Annotated in this window: 22 protein-coding genes; 10 read left to right on the plus strand and 12 right to left on the minus strand. The window is 69.3% G+C overall.

What is annotated here, in order from left to right:
* Positions 1–23: 23 nt before the first annotated feature.
* Both AC04MD_RS08870 and AC04MD_RS08875 read right to left on the minus strand, forming a co-directional pair.
* Positions 24–944 carry a 5'-3' exonuclease gene (locus AC04MD_RS08870; RefSeq protein ID WP_475496900.1) on the minus strand — a complete coding sequence of 307 codons (921 nt, stop codon included), beginning with the start codon at positions 942–944 and terminating at the stop codon, positions 24–26.
* Positions 937–1,518, minus strand: coding sequence for a nitroreductase family protein (locus AC04MD_RS08875; RefSeq protein WP_475496901.1), 582 nt, complete (start codon positions 1,516–1,518; stop codon positions 937–939). Before AC04MD_RS08875 ends, AC04MD_RS08870 begins: the two co-directional genes overlap by 8 nt.
* A 139-nt stretch (positions 1,519–1,657) precedes the next feature.
* Here AC04MD_RS08875 and AC04MD_RS08880 point away from each other — a divergent pair, with 139 nt between their 5' ends.
* The 3 genes from AC04MD_RS08880 (at position 1,658) to AC04MD_RS08890 (ending at position 7,536) form a co-directional block, all read left to right on the plus strand.
* Positions 1,658–3,844: a DUF1631 family protein gene (locus AC04MD_RS08880; RefSeq protein ID WP_475496902.1), complete on the plus strand. Its 2,187-nt coding sequence runs from the start codon at positions 1,658–1,660 to the stop codon at positions 3,842–3,844.
* A gap of 187 nt (positions 3,845–4,031) precedes the next feature.
* On the plus strand, positions 4,032–6,356 hold the full coding sequence (locus AC04MD_RS08885; RefSeq protein WP_475496903.1) for a DUF1631 domain-containing protein: 2,325 nt from the start codon (positions 4,032–4,034) through the stop codon (positions 6,354–6,356).
* Positions 6,357–6,429: 73 nt separating this feature from the next.
* The gene (locus AC04MD_RS08890; protein ID WP_475496904.1) at positions 6,430–7,536 is read left to right on the plus strand and encodes an NAD(P) transhydrogenase subunit alpha; all 1,107 of its coding nucleotides are present in this window, start codon (positions 6,430–6,432) and stop codon (positions 7,534–7,536) included.
* 9 nt (positions 7,537–7,545) lie between these two features.
* Here AC04MD_RS08890 and AC04MD_RS08895 read toward each other — a convergent pair whose 3' ends face one another.
* From AC04MD_RS08895 to AC04MD_RS08910, 4 genes are read right to left on the minus strand one after another with little or no spacing between them, the layout of a single operon-like run.
* Entirely contained in the window at positions 7,546–7,989 is a 444-nt protein-coding gene (locus AC04MD_RS08895; protein ID WP_475496905.1) for a DUF3106 domain-containing protein, read from the minus strand.
* A complete protein-coding gene (locus AC04MD_RS08900) occupies positions 7,986–8,384 on the minus strand; it encodes a hypothetical protein (protein WP_475496906.1) in 399 nt (132 codons plus the stop codon). Before AC04MD_RS08900 ends, AC04MD_RS08895 begins: the two co-directional genes overlap by 4 nt.
* Complete coding sequence (locus AC04MD_RS08905; protein ID WP_475496907.1) at positions 8,381–8,950, minus strand: RNA polymerase sigma factor; 570 nt, start codon at positions 8,948–8,950, stop codon at positions 8,381–8,383. Before AC04MD_RS08905 ends, AC04MD_RS08900 begins: the two co-directional genes overlap by 4 nt.
* A gap of 23 nt (positions 8,951–8,973) precedes the next feature.
* Positions 8,974–9,309, minus strand: coding sequence for a hypothetical protein (locus tag AC04MD_RS08910; protein WP_475496908.1), 336 nt, complete (start codon positions 9,307–9,309; stop codon positions 8,974–8,976).
* 166 nt (positions 9,310–9,475) lie between these two features.
* Here AC04MD_RS08910 and AC04MD_RS08915 point away from each other — a divergent pair, with 166 nt between their 5' ends.
* From AC04MD_RS08915 to AC04MD_RS08925, 3 genes are read left to right on the plus strand one after another with little or no spacing between them, the layout of a single operon-like run.
* The gene (locus AC04MD_RS08915) at positions 9,476–9,772 is read left to right on the plus strand and encodes an NAD(P) transhydrogenase subunit alpha part 2 (protein WP_475496909.1); all 297 of its coding nucleotides are present in this window, start codon (positions 9,476–9,478) and stop codon (positions 9,770–9,772) included.
* A 14-nt stretch (positions 9,773–9,786) separates the two neighbouring features.
* On the plus strand, positions 9,787–10,278 hold the full coding sequence (locus AC04MD_RS08920; RefSeq protein ID WP_475496910.1) for a hypothetical protein: 492 nt from the start codon (positions 9,787–9,789) through the stop codon (positions 10,276–10,278).
* Entirely contained in the window at positions 10,275–11,663 is a 1,389-nt protein-coding gene (locus AC04MD_RS08925) for an NAD(P)(+) transhydrogenase (Re/Si-specific) subunit beta (RefSeq protein ID WP_475496911.1), read from the plus strand. Before AC04MD_RS08920 ends, AC04MD_RS08925 begins: the two co-directional genes overlap by 4 nt.
* Before the next feature lie 45 nt (positions 11,664–11,708).
* On the opposite strand, the gene AC04MD_RS08930 is transcribed toward AC04MD_RS08925, so the two are convergent.
* Positions 11,709–12,602, minus strand: coding sequence for a helix-turn-helix transcriptional regulator (locus tag AC04MD_RS08930; RefSeq protein ID WP_475496912.1), 894 nt, complete (start codon positions 12,600–12,602; stop codon positions 11,709–11,711).
* 465 nt (positions 12,603–13,067) lie between these two features.
* On the opposite strand from AC04MD_RS08930, the gene AC04MD_RS08935 reads away from it, so the two are divergent.
* A complete protein-coding gene (locus tag AC04MD_RS08935; protein WP_475496913.1) occupies positions 13,068–14,828 on the plus strand; it encodes a tetratricopeptide repeat-containing sulfotransferase family protein in 1,761 nt (586 codons plus the stop codon).
* Here AC04MD_RS08935 and AC04MD_RS08940 read toward each other — a convergent pair.
* The 4 genes from AC04MD_RS08940 to AC04MD_RS08955 form a co-directional block, all read right to left on the minus strand.
* Positions 14,819–15,373 (minus strand): 2OG-Fe(II) oxygenase family protein, encoded by a 555-nt coding sequence (locus AC04MD_RS08940; RefSeq protein WP_475496914.1) that lies wholly within the window; start codon positions 15,371–15,373, stop codon positions 14,819–14,821. The genes AC04MD_RS08935 and AC04MD_RS08940 overlap by 10 nt on opposite strands.
* A gap of 70 nt (positions 15,374–15,443) precedes the next feature.
* A complete protein-coding gene (locus AC04MD_RS08945) occupies positions 15,444–18,371 on the minus strand; it encodes a TonB-dependent receptor plug domain-containing protein (RefSeq protein ID WP_475496915.1) in 2,928 nt (975 codons plus the stop codon).
* Between the two features lie 314 nt (positions 18,372–18,685).
* A complete protein-coding gene (locus tag AC04MD_RS08950; RefSeq protein ID WP_475496916.1) occupies positions 18,686–19,168 on the minus strand; it encodes a hypothetical protein in 483 nt (160 codons plus the stop codon).
* A gap of 108 nt (positions 19,169–19,276) precedes the next feature.
* Positions 19,277–19,768 (minus strand): hypothetical protein, encoded by a 492-nt coding sequence (locus tag AC04MD_RS08955; RefSeq protein ID WP_475496917.1) that lies wholly within the window; start codon positions 19,766–19,768, stop codon positions 19,277–19,279.
* 113 nt (positions 19,769–19,881) lie between these two features.
* Here AC04MD_RS08955 and pdxR point away from each other — a divergent pair, with 113 nt between their 5' ends.
* Positions 19,882–21,324: a MocR-like pyridoxine biosynthesis transcription factor PdxR gene (pdxR, locus tag AC04MD_RS08960; protein WP_475496918.1), complete on the plus strand. Its 1,443-nt coding sequence runs from the start codon at positions 19,882–19,884 to the stop codon at positions 21,322–21,324.
* A 6-nt stretch (positions 21,325–21,330) separates the two neighbouring features.
* On the opposite strand, the gene AC04MD_RS08965 is transcribed toward pdxR, so the two are convergent.
* Positions 21,331–21,744: a hypothetical protein gene (locus AC04MD_RS08965; RefSeq protein ID WP_475496919.1), complete on the minus strand. Its 414-nt coding sequence runs from the start codon at positions 21,742–21,744 to the stop codon at positions 21,331–21,333.
* 110 nt (positions 21,745–21,854) lie between these two features.
* Here AC04MD_RS08965 and sufT point away from each other — a divergent pair, with 110 nt between their 5' ends.
* The gene (gene sufT / locus AC04MD_RS08970; protein WP_475496920.1) at positions 21,855–22,406 is read left to right on the plus strand and encodes a putative Fe-S cluster assembly protein SufT; all 552 of its coding nucleotides are present in this window, start codon (positions 21,855–21,857) and stop codon (positions 22,404–22,406) included.
* Between the two features lie 51 nt (positions 22,407–22,457).
* The gene (locus AC04MD_RS08975; protein ID WP_475496986.1) at positions 22,458–23,555 is read left to right on the plus strand and encodes a branched-chain amino acid aminotransferase; all 1,098 of its coding nucleotides are present in this window, start codon (positions 22,458–22,460) and stop codon (positions 23,553–23,555) included.
* Positions 23,556–23,603: the final 48 nt, after the last annotated feature.

Here is a 23,603-nt window from a genome sequence, read left to right on the forward strand (position 1 = left end):
TGCGGGTGACGTTTTACAGACGATCAGTAGGCGGGGTCTTCCAATCCGGCCGCAGTGCGCAGCCGGCGCCGCGTCATCGGGCCGAACCGCAGGGCGTCCGAGAGTCCCGCCAGCATGCCGGGGTCGGCCTGGCCGCGGACATGGCCCGAGGCGATGTCGCCGAGCGGTGCGTCGAGTGCGATGGTCGTGAGTTGACGCCACAGCAGCGCGTGCTCGCGCTGTTCGCGCAGGCGGACGGCCATCGTGGCGGCGCCGCGCAGGCGCAGGAAGGCGACTTCGTCCATGCGCGCGAGCAGCGTGTCGAGGTCGCCGAAATGCGCCAGCAGTATCGCCGCCGATTTCGCGCCGATACCGGTCACGCCCGGGATGTTGTCCACCGCGTCGCCGGTCAGTGCCAGGTAGTCGGCGATCTGTCGTGCCTCCACGCCATGGCGGGCCTTCACGCCGGCCATGCCCCAGCGCTGGCCGCGCGCGAAGTCCCACTGCTCGTCGTGTTCCTGCAGCAACTGCGACAGGTCCTTGTCGGCCGACACGATCACGCCACGGAAGCCCTGCGGCCGCGCCGCGTGCAGGGCGCTGCCGATCAGGTCGTCCGCCTCGTACTCGCCATGCGCCAGCACGCTCAGGCCGAGCGCGGCGCACAGCGCCTGGCAGTGGGTGAACTGGCGGCGGAGTTCGTCCGGCGCCGGGTCACGGTTGGCCTTGTAGGCCGGGTACAACCGGTTGCGGAAACAGCTGTCCAGCGCCTCGTCGAAGGCGATGGCGATGTTTGCCGGACGTTCCTTCTCCAGTAATTCCAGCAGGAAGCGCGCGAAGCCGTGCACCGCGTTGGTGGGCCAGCCGTCGGCGTCCTGGAACTCGTCCGGCATCGAATGCCACGCACGGAACACGTACAGGCTGGCATCGACCAGGTAAAGCGGGCGCGGGTGCAGCGGTTCAGGCATCGGGCGTCCATTCGGTCAGCAGCGCAGCGGGGTCGGGACGTTCGCGTTCGGGCGCCTCCAGCCGCGCCGTGCCGATGTGGATGAAGCCCACGACCTTCTCGTCATCGGTGAGGCCCAACAATTGTGAGACGTGTTCGTCGTACGCCATCCAGCCGGTCAGCCATTGCGCACCGAAGCCGAACGCCTGCGCGGCCTGCAACAGGGCGAAGCACACACTGCCGGCGGTGAGCAGCTGTTCCTGCTCAGGTACCTTGTGGCCTGGCGTCAGGCGCGCGACCACGGTGATGATGTCCGGCGCGCTGGAAAAACGGCCGCGATCCTTCGCCACCGCGGCGTCGGCGGCATCGGGGTCGAGCGAACGGGTGCGGGCGGCCAGCCGGTCGCCCAGCGCGTGGCGTGCGTCGCCGCGGATGTGGATGAAGCGGAACGGCACCAGCTTGCCGTGGTCGGGCACGCGCACCGCCGACGCCAGCATGCGCTTGAGCGTCGCCGGGTCCGGTCCCGGTTCGCCCAATTGCTTCGACGGCACGGAGCGTCGCGCATCCAGGGCCTGCAACAGACTTTCAGTGAGCATCGAGTCGCCTTATAGTGGGATGCAGTGCACGTATGTGTGCATGAGTTTAATCGTTGCGGATGCCTCACGGTCCGCGCCACGCGCGGATCCGGAATGCAGGACGGGTCGCAGCGGACAACCTGGCCGACCGATCGACGTAATGCCCGCCACGCCGCCGCCCCCTCCGACCTCCGGCAACCAGCTCGTCGAGCTGTTGCGCGACGCGATGCAACCGGCGCTCGAAGCTGCGTTCAGCGACGTGGTGGATGGGCTGCGCCAGCCGATGCTGGACCGGCTTGAGCGCATGGAGCTGGATCGCGCACCGTATCTCGACGGCCTGCTGGCGTTGAAGGACCGCAGGGAGATCATCCTGCGAGGATTCCGCGAGGACATGGCGGCTGCCTGGCGGGCGGCCGCAGAAGGCGAAGCTCCGACGGCCCGCTTCGGCCAGGAGCACGCCGGTCCGGACCTTGGCCTCGTGGAGGAAGACGAGCTGGATGTACGCCTGGCGACCGAACAGCTGGCGGATGTCATTTCACGCGAGTGGCAGTCCGAATTGCTGCGCCTCAACGGCTACCTGACCTGGCTGGACATGGGCGTACGCCTGGAGCCGGACAGTGCGCCGTACTCGCCCGCGCGCATTGCGATGGCCGTGTATCGCGGTTTCGCAGGCGCTGCGCTGCCGGGCAATGTGCGCGCCCTGGCGGTCCAGTGCTGCGGACGCGAATTCGTGGAACTGCTCGGGCCGATCTACGAATCGATGCATGCCCGGCTGGTGCGCCGGCTCGGTCCCCAGGACAGCACGGGGCCGCGCATGCGGCGTGCGCAGACGATTCCCAGCGCTGGCGACGAAACGGCCAGCGAACCCGACTGGATGACACGCTTCTTCGTGTCGTGGGACCAGGACGAGGGAGGCGCCGGTACTGCGTCGTCCGAGGCCGGGACGCTGCCGCCGGCGCTGCATCAACTGCTCGAGGACTCCCGGCTGCAGCGCGCGCGCGCCCAGGGCGCTGCGCCTGCGTCCGGTGCAAGGACATCGCTGTCGCAGCGCGAACTGGTGGTGGCACTGACCTTGCTGCAGATCGCATCGCCCGAGGTACATGCCGAAGTCCTTGCCGATCCCAAGAAGCTGCAGGCGGCCTTCAAGCAGCAGATATTCCTGCATGCGGCCCAGCTCGGGGTTGCGCCGGAGGCGGTGGCGATCTCGGAGGCCGACGAAAACGTGGTCGATCTCGTCGGCATGCTGTTCGAGGTGATCTTCCGCGAAAGCCATCTCGGAGACGAGCAGGTCCATGTACTTGGCCGGCTGATGGCGCCGATGACCAAGGTCGCCCTGCAGGACCGCAGGCTGTTCCTGCAGGCCACCCATTCCGCCCGCCGCCTGCTCAACCTGCTGGTCGAAGCCTGCGACGGCAATCCCGGCGAGAACGAAGCCCAGCGCCTGCTGCTGGAGAAGGTCAGGGATACCGTGCAGCGCCTGGTCGCCGACTTCGACGAAAGCCAATCGGTGTTCCGCGCGGCACGGACGGATTTCAACGATTTCTACGGGCGTTACCGCGGCGAGGCGGAGAAAGTCGAGCAGGCGCTCGCGGCCGAGCAGCAGGCGAGGGATGCGGAAGCGGCGATCGTCGCGGGTTTCCTTTCCGAACTCGAGACACGACTGCAGGGGCACGATGTTCCATCCGCGATGCAGCACACGTTGCGCGAGGGGTGGTCTGCGTACGCGGCCCGCATGCAGGCGCTCAACAAGCCGCAGGCGGCGTCGATGATGCTGGACGGCCTGCTGCAGGCGGTCGACGACGCCCATATCCGGGGCGACGTACGCGCCTGGCATGCCGCGATGGACTGGTTGCAGCCGATGTGGATGGCGTCCGGCCAGTCGCGGACGGCGATCGCCGCGCGCCGGGAGCAGTTGTTCGCCTCGCTGGTCCTGCCGACCGCGCCGGCAGCGGCGATGGCAACCCCGGCGCCCGCCGCCGCGCCTGCGGCACCCGCCGCCACCGCGCCCGTGTTGCCGGGCCTGCTGGAAGCGGATGAGTGGGTGGAGGGCCTTGAGCATCTCGATCCGGTGATGACCGACTACTTCCAGCAGCTGCGCGTGGGCAGCTGGCTCGACTTCGTCGACAAGGACAACCGCGTGCAGGCCGGGCGGTTGAGCTGGATCAGTCCGGTGTCGCGGCGGCTGATGTTCGTCAACCGTGCCGGTGGACGCATCTGCGTGGCGTCGGTGCAGGAATTGGTGGTGATGGCGCAGCTCGGTCGCGTGCGCATGCACCGCGACGAGGACGCGTTCTACAGCGCCATGCAGGGCGTGGTGGACCGGTTGGTGGTGCCCTCGCAGCCCTGAAGCGTGCGTTCGCGCCGGCATGCAAGCCGCGTGCCGTAACGGTTTTCGGTGCGGTATCGTATTGCGCGGCACCAAACTGCCGAAGCCATCACGGTCGTCCGTCGGGCGGATTTCCTACGATGTCGCTGCGGATCCCCGTCCGCATCCCCCACCTTTCTTTCGCCCAGCCGGGCGGGGAACCCTGCGCATGTCGAACGTCCTCAACATCGCCGACCGCCCGGGGCGCGACATGCGCCTGCTGGAGCAGGCGCGCGACGCCGCGATCCCGCCGCTGGTCGATGCCTTCGCGGTGGCGCTGGGGCGCTTCGACGATGCCCTGTTCGACCGCGCCGAGCGCGCAGGCCCTTCCCAGATGGCCTTCCTGGACGCGATGCGCGAACTGCGCCGTCGCCGCGAGGACATCATCGGCCGCTTCCGCGGCCAGTTGCAGCGCTCGTGGAAAGCGCTGGAAGCCGGGCAGCCGCTGCCGATCGAACAGGTATTCCTGGAGTCGGCGGAAGAAACCCTCAGCCTGGTGTCGGAGCAGGAGCTCGAGTCGCGCCTGGCCGTCCGCAACTTCGCCAGCGTCATCCTGCGCGACTGCAAGCCCGTGCTGGCGCGGCTGGATCGCCGGCTGGGATGGATCGCCGGCGACGTCGCGCTGGATGCCGACCTCAATCCGATCGGTCCCGAACATATCGGCGTGGCCGTGCACCAGGCGTTTTCCGGCTGCGACCTGGCGCCGGATGTCCGCCTGGTGGTGATCAAGCTGTGCGAGCGCGACTTCGTGCCCGCCATTGCCAGGATCTATGCCGCGCTGGACCAGCGCCTGATGCAGGTCGGCGTGATGCCTGAGCTGCCGGTGGCCCGTCGTGCACCCGCGGCGGCCACGGCCGTGCATGCCGCGGAGGCGGCACAGGACCTGGCGGCAGGCGGTGACGAAGACCCGGGCGCGCCCGCCTGGGCGGCGCGCTTCCTGAATCGCATGGCCGGCGTCAGCCGGGGATTGCAGGCGAGCCAGGCGGCTGCGGTCGCCCCCGGTTTCGGTGAGATGCCGCCCGGTTACGCCGCCGGTCCTGGCGCGCAGGGCGTGTTGCTGGAGGCCCTGCACCATCTGTTGCAAGAGTCCCGCCGTGGCCGCGATGCGGGCGAGGCGCCGGAAGCGCGCCCCGCCGATCCCAGCCGGCGCGACCTGTCGCAGCGCGAGATGCTGTCGGTCCTGTCGCTGCTGCAGGCATCGCCCAGCGCCACGCTGCGCGCGGCGATCGGCGACACCGGCGAGTCGCTGTCGCAGCGGCTGAAGAACGAAGTGCTCAGCAGCGCCACCCAACTGGGCGTGGATCCGTCGCAGGCGCGGTTGGCGCCGGTCGATGAGGATGCCATCGACCTGGTCGGCATGCTGTTCGACGTCATGCTCGACGAGCGCGACCTGGAAGGCCGGCCGCGCGAACTGATCGGCCGGCTGGTGGTGCCGTTCGTGAAGGTGGCGCTGCTCGACCGCCGCATGTTCGTGCAGAAGACCCATCCCGCGCGCCGCCTGCTCAACGTGCTGGCGGAGGCCTGCGAGGGCAACAATGGCGAAAGCGCGGCCGAGCGCACGCTGCTGACCAAGGTCGAGGAAGTGGTCGACCGGCTGGTCGCCGAGTTCAACGAGAACCTCGCGATCTTCCTCACCCTGGAGGAAGAATTCCGCGCCTACCTCGAACAGCACCGCCGCCGCGTGGAGATCGCCGAGCGCCGCGCCGCCGAGATCCAGCGCGGCCAGGAACGCCTGGAAGCCGCGCGTGCGCGCATGACGTCGGAGCTGGACGAGCGTCTGGCGGACCGGCGCGTGCCGCAGGCGATCGAGGATTTTCTGCGCCAGCCCTGGGCACATCACGTCACCATGACGGTGTTGCGCGAGGGCGAGGAGGGCGCCGGCCTGCGCGAATCGCTCGCGCTCGCCGACGGCCTGCTCGAAGAGCTGACCGAAGCGCAGCGCCATGTGGTCGGCAAGCCGTGGCTGCAGGCGTGGCGGAGCGACATGCTGAAAGTGTTCGCCAGCGTCGGCATGAACCAGGACGCGGCGGCCGGTGCGGTCGACGCATTGCACGACACGCTGCAGGCGGTGGCCGCCGCGCGTCCGGACCTGGAGAAGGCGCTGCCCGAACTGCCGCAGGTGGTGTTGCCCAAGCCCGTCGTCGACGAGGAAGCCGCGCCGATCCACCTGGTGGCGGGGGCCGATACGCTCGATTTCGACCACAGCGACGCGGACCATTTCCGCGGCCTGCCGATCGGCACCTGGCTGGACTTCATCGACAAGGACAACAAGGTGCAGGCGGGCAAGCTGTCGTGGGTCAGCCCGATCTCCTCGCGCCTGCTGTTCGTCAACCGCCGCGGCGTGCGCTTCTGCGTCGCATCGCCGGAAGAGTTGGCGGTGATGGTGCGTATGGGGCGCTTGCGCACGCACCAGAGCGAGGACGCCTTCGACAGCGCGATGCAGGGCGTGATCGAGCGCCTCGAGCCCGCGCCTTCGGCTGCCGCGCCCGCCTGACCCCGCCGCGCCGCGCGGCCCTGCCGCGCTCTGTTAGCATCGCCGCTCGGGTGACCTAACGACGAGGGGCGCAATGGCGGTCGAAGTTCGGGTACTGAAGGAGGCCGCGGCCGGCGAGCGCCGCGTGGCCGCGACACCGGAAACCGTCAAGAAGCTGATCGCCGCCGGTGCGCGCGTCATCGTGGAGCGCGGCGCCGGCGACGGCGCGGGCTTCGTCGACGACGCCTACACCGCCGCGGGCGCCGAACTCGGCGACGACCGGGATCGCGCCAGCGCCGACCTGCTGCTGTGCGTGCAGCCGCCGTCGCCCGAGGCCATTGGTGGTTTCAAGACCGGCGCCACGCTGGTCGGCGTGCTGCAGCCCTCGGCGGACGCGGCCCGCGCGGATGCGCTGCAGGCGAACGGCATCCAGGCGTTCCCGCTCGAACGGCTGCCGCGCACCACGCGCGCACAGGCGATGGACGTCCTCAGCTCGCAGGCCGGCATGGCCGGTTACAAGGCGGTGCTGATCGCGGCGCAGCTGGCGCCGCGTTTCTTCCCGATGCTGACCACGGCGGCCGGCACGATCCGTCCGTCGAAGGTGCTGATCGTCGGTGCCGGTGTCGCCGGCCTGCAGGGCGTGGCCACCGCCAAGCGGTTGGGTGCGCAGGTCGAAGGTTTCGACGTGCGTCCGGAGACGCGCGAGCAGATCGAATCGCTCGGCGGCAAGTTCCTCGACCTCGGCGTCAGTGCGGCGGGAGAGGGCGGCTACGCCCGCCAGCTGACCGAGGAAGAACGCGCGCTGCAGCAGCAGCGCCTGGCCGATCACCTGAAAGGCATCGACGTGGTGGTCTGCACCGCCGCGGTGCCGGGCCGACCGGCGCCGAAGATCATCACCACGGCGATGGTCGACGGCATGAAGCCGGGCAGCGTGATCGTCGATCTCGCCGCGGAGACCGGCGGCAACTGCGAACTCACTCGCCCCGGCGAGACCTACGCGCATAACGGCGTGACCGTCGCCGGTCCCCTGAACCTCGCCAGCCTCGGCGCCGTGCACGCCAGCGAGATGTACGCCCGCAACGTGCTGAATTTCGTCGCGCTGTTCGTCAAGGATGGCGCGTTGCAGTTCGACTGGGACGACGAACTGCTGGCGAAGACCGTGTGGCCGGATCGGCCGGCCGCGACGCCTGCCGCGGCCTGAAGACTGGCTTCAACGCTCGGGTCGACGGTCGCGATCGCGCGGCGGCCGTGCGTTTTCGCGCATCCAGGCGTCGCGCTGCTCGGGCGACATCTTCTTCCACTGTTCGCGCAGAGCTTCGCGCTGTTCCGGCGTGAGCGTCTTCATGTGGCCGTACAGGGCGCGTGCCTCGCGGCGCTGGCCGGGGCTCATGTCCTCGAAGCGCTTCATGCCATGACGCGCCTGCGCGCGTTGCTCCGGCGTCATCGCCTGCCAGCGCTGCGCGCGCGCCAGCATGCGGTCGCGCTCTTCCGGTTCGCGATTCCAGCGGTCGCGCACAGGCGCGATCAGCGCCTCGCGCTGCTGCGGCGTCAGCTTGTCCCAGGTCGGCAATGGCGTGGGCGCGGCCTGCGCCAGCACGTGTCCGCTGGCGATCAACAGACCGAGGCCGAGAATGCGAAGGACGTGAACCTTCATGGGGTCGACTCCATGGCGAGCGGCTGGGCATCGGCGGACGCCAGCCAGAGGTAGAGATCGGGATCTTCATCGAACGCGTTGGGCACGCCCAGTGCATCCGTCGACAGGTCGTTGTCGGTCGCGGCAACGGCCACCGTCGTCGACGGGATACCGGCGTCCGGCGTGCGGGGCAGCCATTGCAGGCCGATGCCCACGGCGAGTACCGCCGAGAACGTCGTCGCCGTCAGCCAGCGCCAGGTGTGCCGGCCGCTGGCCGACGGCGCCTGCCGCTGCGCCTCGTGGCGGGCAGTGCGCAGTCGCATCAGCGTCTGTGGCGACACCTGGGCCAGCGCGGCCTGGTGCAGGCGACGCGCCTGCGGGTCCATGCCATGGCCGTCGTCGTGGGCGGGGTTCATCGGAATTCCTCCAGGTGCTTCTGCAGTGCGTCGCGCGCGCGGGACAGGTGGGTCTTCACCGAGCCTTCGGAGCAGCCCATCGCGCGCGCGGTGTCGGCCACGTCCAGTTCTTCGAGTACGCGCAGGGTAAAGGCCTCGCGTTGCCGGTTGGGCAGGGCGCGCAGGGCCTGCACCAGCCTGGCATAGGCTTCGCGCTGGTCATGCGTCTGCGCGGGGCCGGCGCCGTGGTCGGGCGCCCAGTCCACCGGGCCTTCCTCGCCACGATCGCCGCTCGGCAGCAGCCAGCGCAGGCGGAAACCGGCGCGGCGCTGCATGTCGATGATGCGCCGGCGCAGGATGCTCCAGAACAGCGGCGACCATTCCGCGGCCGGATGCTCGCGGTAGGCCAGCATCTTCATCATCGCGTCCTGCACGGCGTCCAGCGCATCGTCGCGGTGGCGCAGGCCGGCTTCGGCGAAGCGGAACGCGCGCGGCCCGATGTCGGCCAGGAACAGGTCCAGCGTCGCCGCCAGCGGACTGGGCGACGACGCGTCGGACAGCGGGCCTGATGCAGTACTCACCAACATAGCTTAGCCGCCGGTGCCGTGAATCAGCCGCGACGATCCAGGCGACGATCGATGCGATCGCCCCGGCGGTCCCAGCGCGCTTCCGCGTGTTCGCCCTTGCGATCAAAGCGTGCATCGCTGCGATCGCCGCGCCGTGCCAACTGGTTCGCCTTGTGCGGACGACCGTGCTGTGCGGCCAGGTCCGCACGGCGGTCGAACTGGCGTTCGATGCGGTCGCCACGCACGTCCAGGCGATGTTCGACGCGGTCGCCGCGACGGTCGAGGCGGTGGTCGATGCGGTCGCCCAGGTCGCCGGCGAAGGCGCCACCGGTGGCGGACAGCAGCAGGACGGACAAACCCAGCAGAGACAGGCGCTTCATGATCGGGTCCTCGGGGGGTGGGATGCAGGCATGGAAACGCCCCGCACCGGCATCGGTTGACGCCATGTCATCGGGTCCCGGGTGGGTTCAGGTATGGTTATGATGCAGGGCCGCCGCGGCAGCGCCGCACGGCAACCAATACAACGTGGACGGTATGGGGGAGCGGATGAGCGACGGGTTCGTGGCGCTGTACATCTTCATGCTGGCGGGTATCGCCGGCCACGTGATCATTTCGCGGGTGCCGGTAATCCTGCATACGCCGCTGATGTCCGGTTCCAACTTCATCCACGGCATCGTGCTGATCGGCGCCATGGTCGTGCTGGGCCACGCCGACACGACGCTGGAGAAGGCCATCGGCTTCATCGCCGTGCTGCTGGGCGCGGGCAACGCCGCCGGCGGCTACGTGGTCACCGAGCGCATGCTGGAGATGTTCAAGAGCAGCAAGCCCGCGGGTGGCAAGTGAGCAGCGTGCCGGTGATGCCTGCACGCCAGCCACTGTCGATCCGTGAGGTCTTCCAGTGGGTCAGCTACCTGCAATACCCCGCACTGCTGGTCGCGGTGGGGTATGCGATGAAAGCGGCATGGTCGATCTCCACGGCTGCGGCCGACGGCTGGTCGCCGGTCTTCGATGACGCCAACTACGTATTGCTGTATGCCGGCGTCGGCATCGGCCTGTCCTCGCTGCAGGATCCGGCGCGGACGCAGAACGAGGTGTCGCGGCGCGTCTGGCAGGACCCGCGCAAGGGGCGCTGGATGCTGGCGCTGCTCGCGTTCTATGCGCTGGGCGCGATGGTCGGCGGCCTGGCCGGCGCGTACCTGGCCGACTCCACCGTCGTGAATCAGCTGTCGCTCGGCCTGGTGGCCTTTGGCCTGGGCATGGTCGGCCTGCTCAAGACCGCCATCGAAATGCGCGAACACCATCGGTTGGACAAGCAATCCGCGTCGTCGTCGGAAGGGAGCCGGGCATGAGTGCGTTGACGCTGGTGAAGTTGAGCTATTTCGTCGCGGCGACGCTGTTCCTCCTCGGACTGCAGCGCATGGCCAGCCCGAAGACCGCGCGCAGCGGCATCCAGTGGGCCGGCGTCGGCATGCTGATCGCCACCGTCGCCACCTTCTTCCTGCCCGGCCTGCACAACATCGGCCTGATGATCGCGGCCATCGTGATCGGCGTGGGCCTGAACTGGATCTGGGGCAAGAAGGTGGCGATCACCGACATGCCGCAGATGGTGGCGCTGTTCAACGGCATGGGCGGCGGGTCGGCGGCCGCCATCGGTGCGGTGGAACTGGTGCGCTATTCCTCGGGCGAACCCGCTCCGTCGACCTTCACGCTGTCGCTCGCGGTGATCGGTGCGCTGATCGGCGCGGTGTCGTTGACCGGTTCGGTCATCGCCTGGGCCAAGCTCGACGGGCGCATGGACAAGCGCTACACCTTCCCCGGCCAGCAGTGGTTCAACGCGCTGGTCGCGCTGGCGTCGGTGGTCTGCGGGGTGATGGCGCTGACCACGCTGGCGATGCCGTGGATCATCGCCTTCTTCGTGTTGTCGCTGGCGCTCGGCGTGCTGATGACGCTGCCCATCGGTGGTGCCGACATGCCGGTGGTGATCTCGCTGTACAACGCGTTCACCGGTCTCGCCGTCGCGTTCGAAGGCTATGTGCTGGGCAACGAAGCGCTGATCATCGCCGGCACCATGGTCGGCGCGGCCGGCATGCTGCTGACGCGGCTGATGGCCAAGGCGATGAACCGCAAGATCAGCAACGTGCTGTTCTCCAACTTCGGCGGCGGCAGCGCCGCGATGCAGGAGATCGGTGGTTCGATGAAGCCCATCGAAGCCGCCGACGTGGCCGCGATGATGGCCTACGCCGAACGCGTGGTCATCGTGCCGGGCTATGGCCTGGCGGTGGCGCAGGCGCAGCACAAGATCTGGGAGCTGTCGCAGAAGCTGATGGATCGCGGGGTCAAGGTGAAGTTCGCCATCCACCCGGTGGCGGGCCGGATGCCCGGCCACATGAACGTGCTGCTCGCCGAAGCCGGCGTGCCGTACGACCTGATCGCCGACATGGACGACATCAACCCCGAGTTCGCCAACACCGACGTGTCGCTGGTGATCGGCGCCAACGACGTGGTCAACCCGGTGGCGAAGACCGATCCGGCCTCGCCGATCTACGGCATGCCGATCCTCGATGTGGTGAATTCGAAGAACACCATCGTCATCAAGCGCGGCAAGGGCACCGGCTTCGCCGGCATCGAGAACGCGCTGTTCTACGCGGACAACACCCGCATGCTGTACGGCGACGGGTCCGAGATGGCGAATGCACTGGTCAGCGAACTGAAGGCGCTCGACGGCGGGCACTGAGCCCGTCGTCGCTGCATACCGGTCGATACGAACGCGTCGCGCGGCTCAGGCCGCGCATGCCTCGCGGTGCGCTTCATCGCACGGCGACTGCAGGCGGCGCACTTCCGACGTGGTCCGGCCGAAGGCGTTCTTGAAGGCGCGGCAGAACGCGCTCTGGCTTTCGAAGCCCAGCATCTCGGTGATCTCGCAGATCGGCAGCCCGGTGCGGCTGACCATCTCCCAGGCCTGGCGCTCGCGCAGCCGCACCGCGTATTCGTTGGGCGTTTCGCCGAACACGCTGCGGTAGATGCGGATGAGGTGGCAGGGCGAGTAGTTCGCCATGCCCGCCAGCGCGTCGAGGTCCAGGCGCGTGTCGGGGTTGCATTCGATGGCGTGGCGCACGCGCAGCAGGCGCAGCAGCGTCTGCTGCCGCCGCACCAGCGTGCGGCCGTTGCAGCGGCCGAGATGCGCCTGCACCTCGTGCTGGTGTTCGACCAGTGCCGCGCACAACGCATCCAGCAAGGCCGGCGGATCGCCGCTCGGGCGCGCGCTCGTCGGGTGGCTGTCGCGCGCGAGCCGTGCGAACAGGCCGACCACTTCGCGTTGCACGCGTCCGCGCCACGGCAGCAGCGGCGGCCATGCGTCGCCGCCGTGGCGTGCCAGTGCGTCCCAGAGGCCGACCGGGCCGCACAGCGCCAGCCAGGCCTGCGGCCCGAGCGCGCGGCAGCGCAGCGTGCCGTCGCGCCACACCTGCATCTGGCGCGAGGGCAGGGTCCAGTCGCCGCCGCCGGCCGACAGCGCCAGCTGGCCGTGCAGCGGCCACCAGATCGACAGCCACCCCGCGGGTACCTCGGCTTGGGTGCCGCGTCCGCGTGCGTGCAGCAAATGGAATCCTTCGTGGCTGAGGCGGCACAGTTCCAGCGTCTCGCCGAACCGCAGGCTGTGGTGGAGGATGCGCATCGAAGTGGCCCTCTGGACGCGGCGGCGTCCTGCGTTGCGTTGAGGCCACTCTAGCCACCACGATGCTGCGCTTTGAGTGCCAATTCACGGCGTTGGCGGGGAGCCACTCGTTCATACGCATGCGCGCGAGACGGTGCTGTCGCGCAGAAAAATGTGCCCGGCGATGCCGGGCATGTCCGTAGCCGAGGGTGCATGGTGTTCCTCTGGAGGGAACTCGGGCACCGGGTCCGTGCCGGAGAGAGCGCGGCGGCGTTGACCTGCCCAGCGTCGCGTCCGCGCGCGGGCGACGGCGTGCCGTCGGTGCGATCCGCGTAGCCCGCTGTCGCGGCGTCGATGCGCAGGGAATGCGGAATCGCGGACGCGGCACCAGCAGGAACCAATCCGCCATCGCCGGCGGGTACCAATCCGCGCGCACGCGCCGGTGCGGCATGCCATCGTGCGTTGTCTTTCCGGGTGACCTCCGCCATGCAGCGTGCCTTCCTTGCCGCCGCCGAACACCAGGCCGAAGCGCCGCACCTCAATGCGCTCGCCCGACAGGCGCTGGACCATGCGATGGCGGAGCGCCATGCCGACGCCGCGGCGTTGTTCGAACGCCTGCACAGGCAGCAGCCCCACGAGCCCGCGCATGCGCTGAACCTGGGCAATGCGCGGCTCGCGTGCGCGGAGGTCGGTGGGGCGCTTCAGGCGTTCGATGCCGCGGAACGCCTCGGCGGCGACGGCGTTGCGCTGTGGCTGGGACAGGGACTGGCGTGGCTGGCGGCGCGGCGATTCCAGGAAGCGGGGCGTTGCCTGGGTCGCGCCTACCGCGCGGAGCCTGGGACATCCGATGTCGCGTTGGCGTGGGCTCACTACCTGGTGGAGATGGAGCGTTTCGACGACGCGCGCCGCTGCCTCGCCCGCATGGACATCGCCGCGATGTCGCCGATGCAGCGTCGCGGTCTCGCGTGGCTGCACGCGCAGGCGGGCGACGAGCATCTTGCCCTGCAGCTGTTCGCTGCCTGTCTCGCCGACGATCCCGGCGATGACACCGCGCGCCTCCAGTACGCGCTGTTGCTGGAGCGGCTGAACCGGGTGGACGAAGCGGGCGAACAGCTCGCCGCAGTGCGCCATCCGCGGGCGCAACCCGCGCTGTATGCGTTGTGCCTCGGACGCTGGCTGCGGCGGCGCGGCGATACGCGCGGCGCGCTTGCCCAGGTGCTGCCGGCACTGGAGCAGGCGGGCGGCGACGAGATGGCGGCCCAGCTGCACTTCGAAGCTGCGCGGCTGCACGATCTCGACCACGACGAGGGCGCCGCGATGTCGGCGCTGCAGCAGGCGCATGCCGCGGCGAAACAGGCCTTCCTCACCCGGCATCCCGAAGCGGAGCGAGCCGATCCGCTGGCCTGGCTGGCGCAGCGCCTGGCCGTCCCCGTTCCTGCGCACTGGCACGCGCCGATCGAGGACGGCCATCCGCCGGATCCCGTCTTCCTCGTCGGCTTCCCGCGCTCCGGCACCACCCTGCTGCAGCAACTGCTGCGGATGCATCCGTCACTGCAGGTGGCGGAAGAAGTGCCGGTGCTGGAGGACGTCATCGCCGCCCTGCCCGGAGACGCAAGCGATGGCGATCTCGGCGCGACGCTGGAGGCGCTCGTGCAGGCGCAGCGTTCCGTCTTGCGTGGCCGCTACTGGCAGGCGATGGCGGCGCATGCGCCGGATCCCGGCCGCAGGCTGGTGGACAAGTACCCGCTGTCGCTCACGCGCATCGGCCATATCGCCCGCCTGTTCCCGCGCGCCCACACGCTGTGCCTGCTGCGCCATCCCTGCGACGTGGTGCTCAGCTGCCACTTGCAGGCCTTCGGATTGAACGGCGGTGCGCTGGCGTTCTCGTCGCTGGCCTCCACGGTGGAGGCCTACGCGCGGGTGATGGCGTACTGGGAAGAGCAGCGCGTGCTGGCCGGCTGCGCCGTCCACGTGCTGCGCTACGAAGACCTGGTGACCGCACCTGGGCCCACGCTGCGCGAGATCCACGCGTTCCTCGGGATTCCCTGGCACGAGGACGGGATCGAAGACTTCCACCGGCAGGCGCACGGACGCGAAACGCGCATCCGCACGCCCAGCTACGCGCAGGTGGCGCGACCGCTCAACACGGATGCCTTGTGCCGGTGGCGACGCTACCGGCGCCACTTCGCCGGCGAACCGATGGCGCGGCTCGCACCGTGGATCGAACGCTACGGCTATCAGGACTGAGTCCGCGGAAAGCGCAGGTAGGTCGAGACGATGTACTTGTCGCGCGTCGGCGACGGGCATCCCTGGTGCGGGAACATCCAGTAGGGCGGAAACACCAGCAGCCGGCCAACACGCGGGATGACATGCAGGTCCAGCGACGGAAAGCGCGTTTCACCACCGTCGTCGATGTCGTTGAGGTACCACAGGAACACCAGGTAGCGGTCGCAGACCTCGTTGACCGCATCGAAATGAAGCTGGAATTTCTCACTGTCGCCGGCGGCGTAGCGCTTCATCACCAGCGGCGCAAGCAATGGACTGTCGGGTACTGCGATGGGCAATCCGGTGTCCCGGTTGTAGCGCGCCAGCGCGGTGTCGATGCGCGCCCTGAAGAAGTGCAGGAAGCCGTCGTCCGCGTGGCGGCCGACGTCGAGTTCGCTCCACGCACTGTCGTCCAGCCCCGCGCGTATGCCGCGCCCATTGCGTCGCTGGCGGCCCGCCAACGCGTGGAACGAGTCGATCATGCGTGCGCAAAACGCCGGCGGCAGGTCGTCGTCGTAGACGCGCACGAAGTGGCGCAGATCGCAGAAGGGCCACGCGGCCGCACCCGGAGGTGCGACCGCGCCGTCCGTGCCCGCGTCAGAACTTGACGGTCCAGCGCATCCAGTAGAAACGTCCGATGCCATCGTAGGTCCGCAGGTCGGTGGAAGCGTTGAAGCCGGAGTAGACCAGCGGGGCCTGCCGGTCGGTCAGGTTGCGCACGCCCAGCTGGATCTCGCTGTTCGCCAGTTCCGGCACGCGGTAGCCCACCTGCAGGTCGGTCTGGGTGAACGACGGGATGCGCCGCTTCGCCACGTAGCCCGGTTCGCTTACGTCGGCCACGTCCGGCGCTTCGTACACGTGGTGGATGTAGCGCGTGCTGAGGCTGGCGCTCCAGTTGCCCAGGTTCCAGCGCAGGTCGTTCAGGGCGCGCCAGCGCGCCAGGTTGCCGAAACCGGAACTCGCACTGTCCACGAAGGTGCCCGCCAGCCCGCTGCTGCCCGGGATGCCCGGGAACGCACCCACGTCGCTGCTCGGATCGCCGGCCAGCAGCCGCACTTCGTACTCGGCCAGGTAGCTGGTATCCAGGTTCCAGGAGAACCGGCCCCACGGCGTCTCGCCGAACAGGTAACGGAAGCCGATGTCCACACCGCTGGTCTTCAGCGCGCCGAAGTTGCCCACCACATTCGTCATCTGCGCCACGTCGCCGGCGGCGTCGCGGATGAAGCTGTCGCAGTAGCGGCCGAACTGGTAGCACTGGTTGAGGATCACCGTCTCCGGCAGCGTGGTGATGAAGTCGTCCAGCTCCACCCGCCAGAAATCCACGGTGGTGCTGAACCCGTCCGCCCACGACGGGCTGTAGACGAAGCCGACGGTCAGCACGTCGCCCTCCTCGGGTTGCAGGTCCGGGTTGGACACCTGGAACGAGGTCACCTGGTTGTTGCTCTGCTGGAACGAGCCGTCGACGGGCACGTTGGCGCAGGCGAGCGGATCGCCGACCGTGCCGCCGCTGTAGCCGTTGCAGGGATCGATGTAGGTGTTGGCGCTGGGCGTGGTCGGGCCGAACAGGTTGGCGATCGTCGGTGCGCGGAACACCTGCGCATAGGTGGCGCGCACCAGCAGGTCGCTGATCGGCTTCCACTCGATGCCCACCTTCGAGTTGGTGGTATTGCCGAAGTTGGAGTAGTCCGAATAGCGCGTGCCCAGCGAGATGCTCAGCCGTTCGGCGAACGGCACGTCGGCCAGCAGCGGCAGCAGCGCCTCGGCATACAGCTCCTTCACGTCGAAGCCGCCGGCGATGTTGCCGTAGGTGCAGGCTTCCTGGGTGATCAGGCACACCGTTTCGCCGGCCGGGATGATGGTGAGGAAATCCACGTCGGAACTGGCCGTTTCCTCGCGGTATTCAACGCCCACCGCCAGCGACGCCTTGCCGGCCGGCAGCTCGAACAGGTCGCCCGTCGCGTTGGCGGTGAACACCTTCAGATCGTTCTGGTTGGTGTTGACGATGGTGGGGTTGATCGTCGCCAGCGCCGCCAGCTGCGCCTGGCCGGCCGGCGTCGACGGATCCGGCGGCGGACCGAAGAAATTCACCGGCAGGCAACCGGCGATGACGCTGGACGGATCGCCCGGGTTGCGCACGCAGATCGCGTTGCCGCTGGCCGGGTCGATCATCGACGGACCCAGCGAATCGCGCAGCGCCGGGCTGTACAGGTAGCCGCGCACCACTTGGGTCTGCGGCGTGCGGCCGTACGAGTACGCCGCGTCCCAGCTCCAGCTGCTGTCGCCGAACATGCCGCGCAGGCCGGCGACGATCTGGTAGGTCTGCGTTTCGAACGCGGTGCTGCGCGTGGGGATGAAGTCGCGCAGGCGCAGGCGCGCATCGCTGATGTCGACGCCGAATGGGTTGTACAGGCTGTCCGCGCTGATCGGCACATCGTCCACCGCTGGGCGTCCGTCGAACGGCAGCGGCGCGATCTTGAACGAGGATTCGGTGCGGTTCCAGGCACCCAGCAGGAAAGCCTCGGTGCTGTCGGTCAGCTGGTAGCTGCCGCTGAGGAACAGGTTGGTGCGTTCCTGCGGGGTCAGGTTGAGATTGCCGTCGGCCTGGAAGTTGTAGACGTCGTTGGCGTTGTCGAAGCAGCGGAAGTTGGCGCCGCTGCTGCCCGGCGTGCCGTCGATGCGCGTCAGCACCACGTTGGCCTGCGCGCCGCAGTTGGGATCGGCGAGGTTGACGCCCGCGGCGGACGCGGCCGAGCGCGGCACCACATAGCGGCCGGTGAGGATGCGGCTGGTGCCGCCGATGCCGTGCTCGCCGGCATACAGCTGGTAGGGCTGGCTGGAGTACGCGCGGTCCTTGGCGAACACCGGATCTTCCTTGTCGTAGCCGGCGCCGACGATGAGGTGGCTGCGTTCGCTGCTGGCGCCGAACATCGCGTCGTAGCGTTGCGTATCCGCGTCGCCGCGCGACGACACGCCATAGAAGGCGCTGGCTTCCAGTCCCTCGAAATCGCGGCGCATGATGAAGTTCACCACGCCGCCGATGGCGTCGGAACCGTAGATCGCCGAGGCGCCGTCCTTCAGCACCTCGACGCGTTCGATCATGCCCATCGGGATGGTGTTGACGTCGACGGCGCCCGCCGCATTCGCCACGGAGGCGATCCAGCGGCGGCCGTTCACCAGCACCAGCGAACGGGTCTGGCCGAGGCCGCGCAGGTCGACCGTGGCCGCGCCCGCGCCGCCGCCGTTGTTCACCTGCGGGTTCATGCCGGCGCCCGAGATCGACGGCGTGCGCTGCAGGAATTCGCCGACGGTGGCGGCGCCGGAGTTGCTGATCGCCTGACGGTCGATGACGAACACCGGGCTGGCGGTTTCCAGGTCGCTGCGCTTGATGCGCGAGCCGGTCACCTCGATGCGGTCGAGCGTGGTGGTGGCGGGGGCCGATTCCTGCGCGGACGCAGGCCGGACCAGCGCGCCGGTCGCGATCGCGCCGACGATCGCCAGGCTCAGGGGATGGATGGCAGGTTTCATGCGGTCTCCGGTTCTTGGTGCCTGCCGCGGGCGGGCAGGGTGAGCGCAAGAATCACGAATCCTTAACCCCACGCCGTGCGCGGCCATCGCGCTTGTCGTGTGCAGGAATTCGCCTTCCTCGCCGCGTGCGACGTGCGTCGGGCAATGCGCGCAACGCGGCCATCGGATACGCAATCCCGGCACGCAGGCGCCGTCGGCGCGCGCCTAGCGTGAGGTCGGGGACGACGCGGAGCAGTGCGATGCGGCAGCGCGATGGTCGAGGTGGATCCGTGATGTCGACGCACGCCGTGCAGGCGTGCGCGGCACCGGACGACTCAGTCGTGGCGCGCGAGCGCCCGACGCGCGGCAAGCGCGCAGGGGATGCCGACCAGGACCGCATGCGCGACGACGTGCGCGAGCTGCTGCCACTGCCACGCCGGCCATCCACCCTTGCCGGCGGCCGACAGCGGCACCACCACGTAGGTCATCACCGCGTACAGCAGCACGCCATAGAGCGCGCCGTAACGGAACGGATGGCGTGCGAGCACCGGCACGCGGCGCGCGGCCTGGTAGAACGTCCACGCCATGACCAGCGCGATGCCGTAGTGCGAGACCGCGCCGAGCAGCGCCGAGGCCGCGCCGCCGGTGAAGGCCTCGCGCCCCAGCCACCCTGCGGCCACCGACTGCAGGATCTTCACCGGCGCGATGCCCTGCACGCCCCAGAAAGCGAAGGCGTACAGGATATCCAGCGTGCCGGCGACCGCACCGCCCAGCAGCACGGCGCGGAGAAACATGGGGGAGGGCGCGCGTGCGTTCATGGCGGTGCGATCGTCGGCGGAGGAAGCGGCGTCATTGGAACCGGTGGTCGAGTGCCTGCACAGGTCCATTCTGCGTCGTGCGATCGGGAGCCATCGCGCGCGATCGCCTCACGTGCGCAGGCGACGCGCGGCCCACGCACAAGGCAGGCCGACCAGCACCGCGCAGGCGAACACGCCGAAGGCGATGCCGTCCGGGCGTGTCGGCGCCACGCCGTCCACGGCGAACAGCGGCACCGCGATATGGAAGACCACCACGTACGCCAGCGCGCCATACATCAGGCCACCGCGGACGGGATGGCGTCGCAGCGGTGTCCATGCCGTCGCCAGCGATGCGTACAGGTGCACCAGCCCCCAGGTCAGCACGACGAACAGCACGGTGCCGGCGACGGCGGTCGTCATCCCGCCTGCGAACGCCTCGCGGCCGAGCACCCATGCCGCGATCGACTGCGGAATGCGCAGCGCCGGCACGCCATCGACCAGCCACCAGTACAGGATCGCGGCGCCGAGATCGGCCAGACCGGCGACGACGCCGGCCAGCAGGCACCACGGGAGCGTCGGGGCACCGGATGCCCGGGCAGCGGCCAGCGACGGAGCGGTCATGGGAGAGGGCTCGCATGGTGACGGAATTGGCCCTATCAGGGCGTGGAAAAGTGGCACTATCAAGGTCCAATTCCGTCGGCTGGAATAGGGCCAATCCACGCGAGGAGCTCCGGGTGCACGTGAACATGGACGGCCAGGGGCCGCTGCATGCCCAGCTGACGCGGGCGCTGAAGGTCGCCCTGTTCGCCGGCCGCCTGGGCGGGGCCGGCCGCCTGCCGGCCACCCGGCAACTGGCGCGCGATCTGGGCCTGTCGCGCAACACCGTGCTGGCGGCTTACGAACAGCTGCGGGCGGAAGGCTTCGTCCGTGGCCGGGTCGGCTCGGGCAGCTTCATCACCCCGCCGGTCCGCCCGGAAGTCCCCGCCACCTCCCCGCAGGCGGAGCGTCCGCCGCAGTCCGCGTTCGCCCGCCGCGGCCGCCGCTACCACGACCACGCCACCATGGCCGGCCGGCCCACGCCGGGCATGCGCTACGCATTCTCGTACGGCGTGCCGTACACCAACCCGGCGCTGACCAGCGCCTGGGCACGCGAGCTGGCCCGCGCGGCCGCCTACACCGCGCCCAACTATCCGATGACGCAGGGACTGCCCGCGCTGCGCGACGCCGTCTGCGATTACCTCGCGCGGCGGCGCGGCGTGCAGGCGGCACCGGAGGACGTGCTGATCGTCGCCGGCACGCAGCAGGCGATGGCGCTGAGCGCGCGCGTGCTGCTCGACGTCGGCGAGAGCGCGGTGGTGGAAGAGCCGCACTACACCGCCATGCGCGAGGTGCTGCAGATGCACGGGGCGCAGGTCGACGCGGTGGACGTGGATGCGCAAGGCCTGCGGCTGGACCATCTGCCGTTACCGGCCCCCAAGCTGGTCTGCGTGACGCCGTCGCACCAGTTCCCGTCGGGCGTGGTGATGTCGCTGGAACGGCGGCTTGCCCTGCTCGACTACGCGCGCCGCCACGACTGCTGGATCTTCGAGGACGATTACGACGGCGAATTCCGCTACGACGCGCAACCACTGGCCGCGCTGCGCTCGCTCGACCGCGACGGTCGCGTCGTCTACGTGGGCACCTTTTCCAAGGTGCTGTTCCCCTCGCTGCGGCTGGGCTATCTGGTGATGCCGCCGGGGCTGCAGCGCGACTACCTCAACGCCAAGTGGCAGGACGATTTCGGCAGTTCCGCGATCGAACAGGCCGCGCTGGCCAACTTCATGGGCGATGGCGGCTTCGAGCGCCACCTGCGCCGCACCGCGCGCGCACTGGCCGAGCGGCGCAGCGCACTGATGGACGGGCTCGCGCGCGAACTCGGCGACGCGCTGCACATCGCCGACTCGCGCGCCGGCATGCACTTGGTCGCGTGGCTGCGGAAGGCCGACCAGGCGCAGGGCCGTGCGCTGATCCTGGCGGCGCGCGAAAAGGGACTGGATCTCTATCCGATCGCGCCGTACTACCAGCGCGTGCCCGCGCAGGCCGGCCTGCTGATGGGCTTCGCGAGCATGTCGGTGGCGGAGATCGAGCAGGCGGTGCAGGTGTTCGCCGCGTGCATGCGCGGGCAGGGCCTCGCCTGATCCGCGTCAGCGCGTCGCCCAGCCGGCCAGCACCGGTGCGATGGCCAGCGCGGCCCAGTCCAGCGGCGTGGTGGTCAGCGTCACCAGCGTCCACGCGTAGTCCGCGCCCAGCTTCGTCATCGAGTCCCACGGCGCCAGGCCCATCGAGAAGCCGACCTGGGTCGCGGCGATGCCCCACAGCGCCAGCAGGCAGATGAGCAGCGTCGTGCCTGCGCCGAGCCACGCCCGGCGGGGGCCGGCCGGCATGCCAGCCAGCCGCAGCACCAGTACCACGTCCGCCGCCGCCAGCAGCGCCATCCAGCCGGCCTGGCGTTGCAGGTAGACCGACAGCGCCACCCAGATCACCAGCACGCAGGCGCTGGCCAGCACGAGCATTACGGGGAGCAGCCAACGGGGGATGCGACGCGGGGCGGGGGGCATGGAGACTCCGGCAGGGCCGTCAAGGATACGGCCTGAACGCGGTCGCCGGGGTGCGAGGGCTACAATAGGCCGTCTTGCAGCGCCCCACGCGCGTCCCCATCTGATCCGGCATGTACTCCCGCAGCAGCGAACCCGTCCAATTCTCCCGCGATTGCGCCGCCGTGCTGGTGCCGCAGGGCGAACTCGTCACCTTGCCGGCCGGCAGTTACGGCTACATCACCCAGGCGCTGGGCGGCAGCTACACCGTCTTCGTGGAAGGCAACCTGATGCGCATCGCCGGCAAGGACGCCGATGCCATCGGCAAGGAGCCGACCGAGCCGCTGTCGCTGCCCGACAACGCCAGCGACGAAGAAGTCGAGGCGATGGTGTGGAACCAGCTGCGCACCTGCTTCGATCCCGAGATCCCCTTCAACATCGTCGACCTGGGCCTGGTGTACGAAGCCAACCTCAGCACGCGCGACGACGGCCAGCGCGGCGTCGAGGTCAAGATGACGCTGACCGCGCCCGGCTGCGGCATGGGCGAGATCCTGGTCGACGACGTGCGCAGCAAGCTGGAGATGATCCCCACCATCGCCGAGGCCGACGTCGACCTGGTGTTCGACCCGCCGTGGGGCCGCCACATGATGTCCGAAGCCGCCAAGCTGGAAACCGGCATGCTCTGAGCCCCCGGCTCGCCCCTTGCAGAACCCGTCAGGAAGGAAGAGATGAACGTGATGAACGCCGCCCCGTTGACCTACCGCGTGAACCGCTCCGACAAGGCCCGCACCACGGCCGAGCGCGACGCCATCCTCGCCAGCCCCGGGTTCGGCCTGCACTTCACCGACCACATGGTCGCCATCACCTGGGACAAGGCGCAGGGCTGGCACGACGCCGAAGTGCGTGCCTACGGTCCGCTCTCGCTCGACCCGGCCGCGTCGGTGCTGCACTACGGCCAGGAGATCTTCGAAGGCATCAAGGCCTACCGCCACGCCGACGGCTCCATCTGGACCTTCCGTCCCGAGTCCAACGGCGCGCGCCTGCAGCGCTCCGCCGCGCGCCTGGCGCTGCCGCAGCTGCCGGTCAACGAGTTCGTCGAGTCGCTGCGCCAGCTGGTCGCCATCGATGGCGACTGGGTGCCGTCGGCGCCGGAGACCAGCCTGTACTTCCGTCCCTTCATGATCGCCACCGAGGCCTTCCTCGGCGTGCGCGCCGCGCAGCAGGCCGGCTACTACGTCATCGCCAGCCCGGCCGGGGCGTACTTCGCCAAGGGTGTGTCGCCGGTGGCGATCTGGCTGTCCGAAGACTATGCGCGCGCGGCCAAGGGTGGCACCGGCGCGGCCAAGTGCGGCGGCAACTACGCGGCTTCGCTGCTGCCGCAGCAGGAAGCGCAGGCGCAGGGCTGCTCGCAGGTGCTGTTCCTCGATCCGGTGGAAGGCAAGTACCTGGAAGAGCTGGGCGGCATGAACGTGTTCCTGGTCTACAAGGACGGCCGCATCGTCACCCCGGAACTGTCGGGCAGCATCCTGGAAGGCATCACCCGCGACAGCATCCTTCAGATCGCGCGCGACCGCGGCCACACGGTCGAGGAGCGCAGGATCGCCATCGACGAATGGAAGCAGGGCGTCGCTTCGGGCGACATCGTCGAAGTGTTCGCCTGCGGTACCGCCGCCGTCATCACGCCGATCGGCCAGCTCAAGGGCAAGGGCTTCGAAGTGGGAGATCTGAGCGCGCCGGCCGGTGAGGTGACGATGGGCATCCGCAAGGAACTCACCGACATCCAGTACGGCCGCCTGCCGGACCGTCATGGCTGGCTGGTGAAACTGCGCGACTGATGCGGTTTCAGTGGATACGGGCCGAAGGCGGCCCGTATCGCGCCTGGC

The sequence above is a fragment of the Pseudoxanthomonas sp. LjRoot206 genome (genome assembly GCF_056175725.1).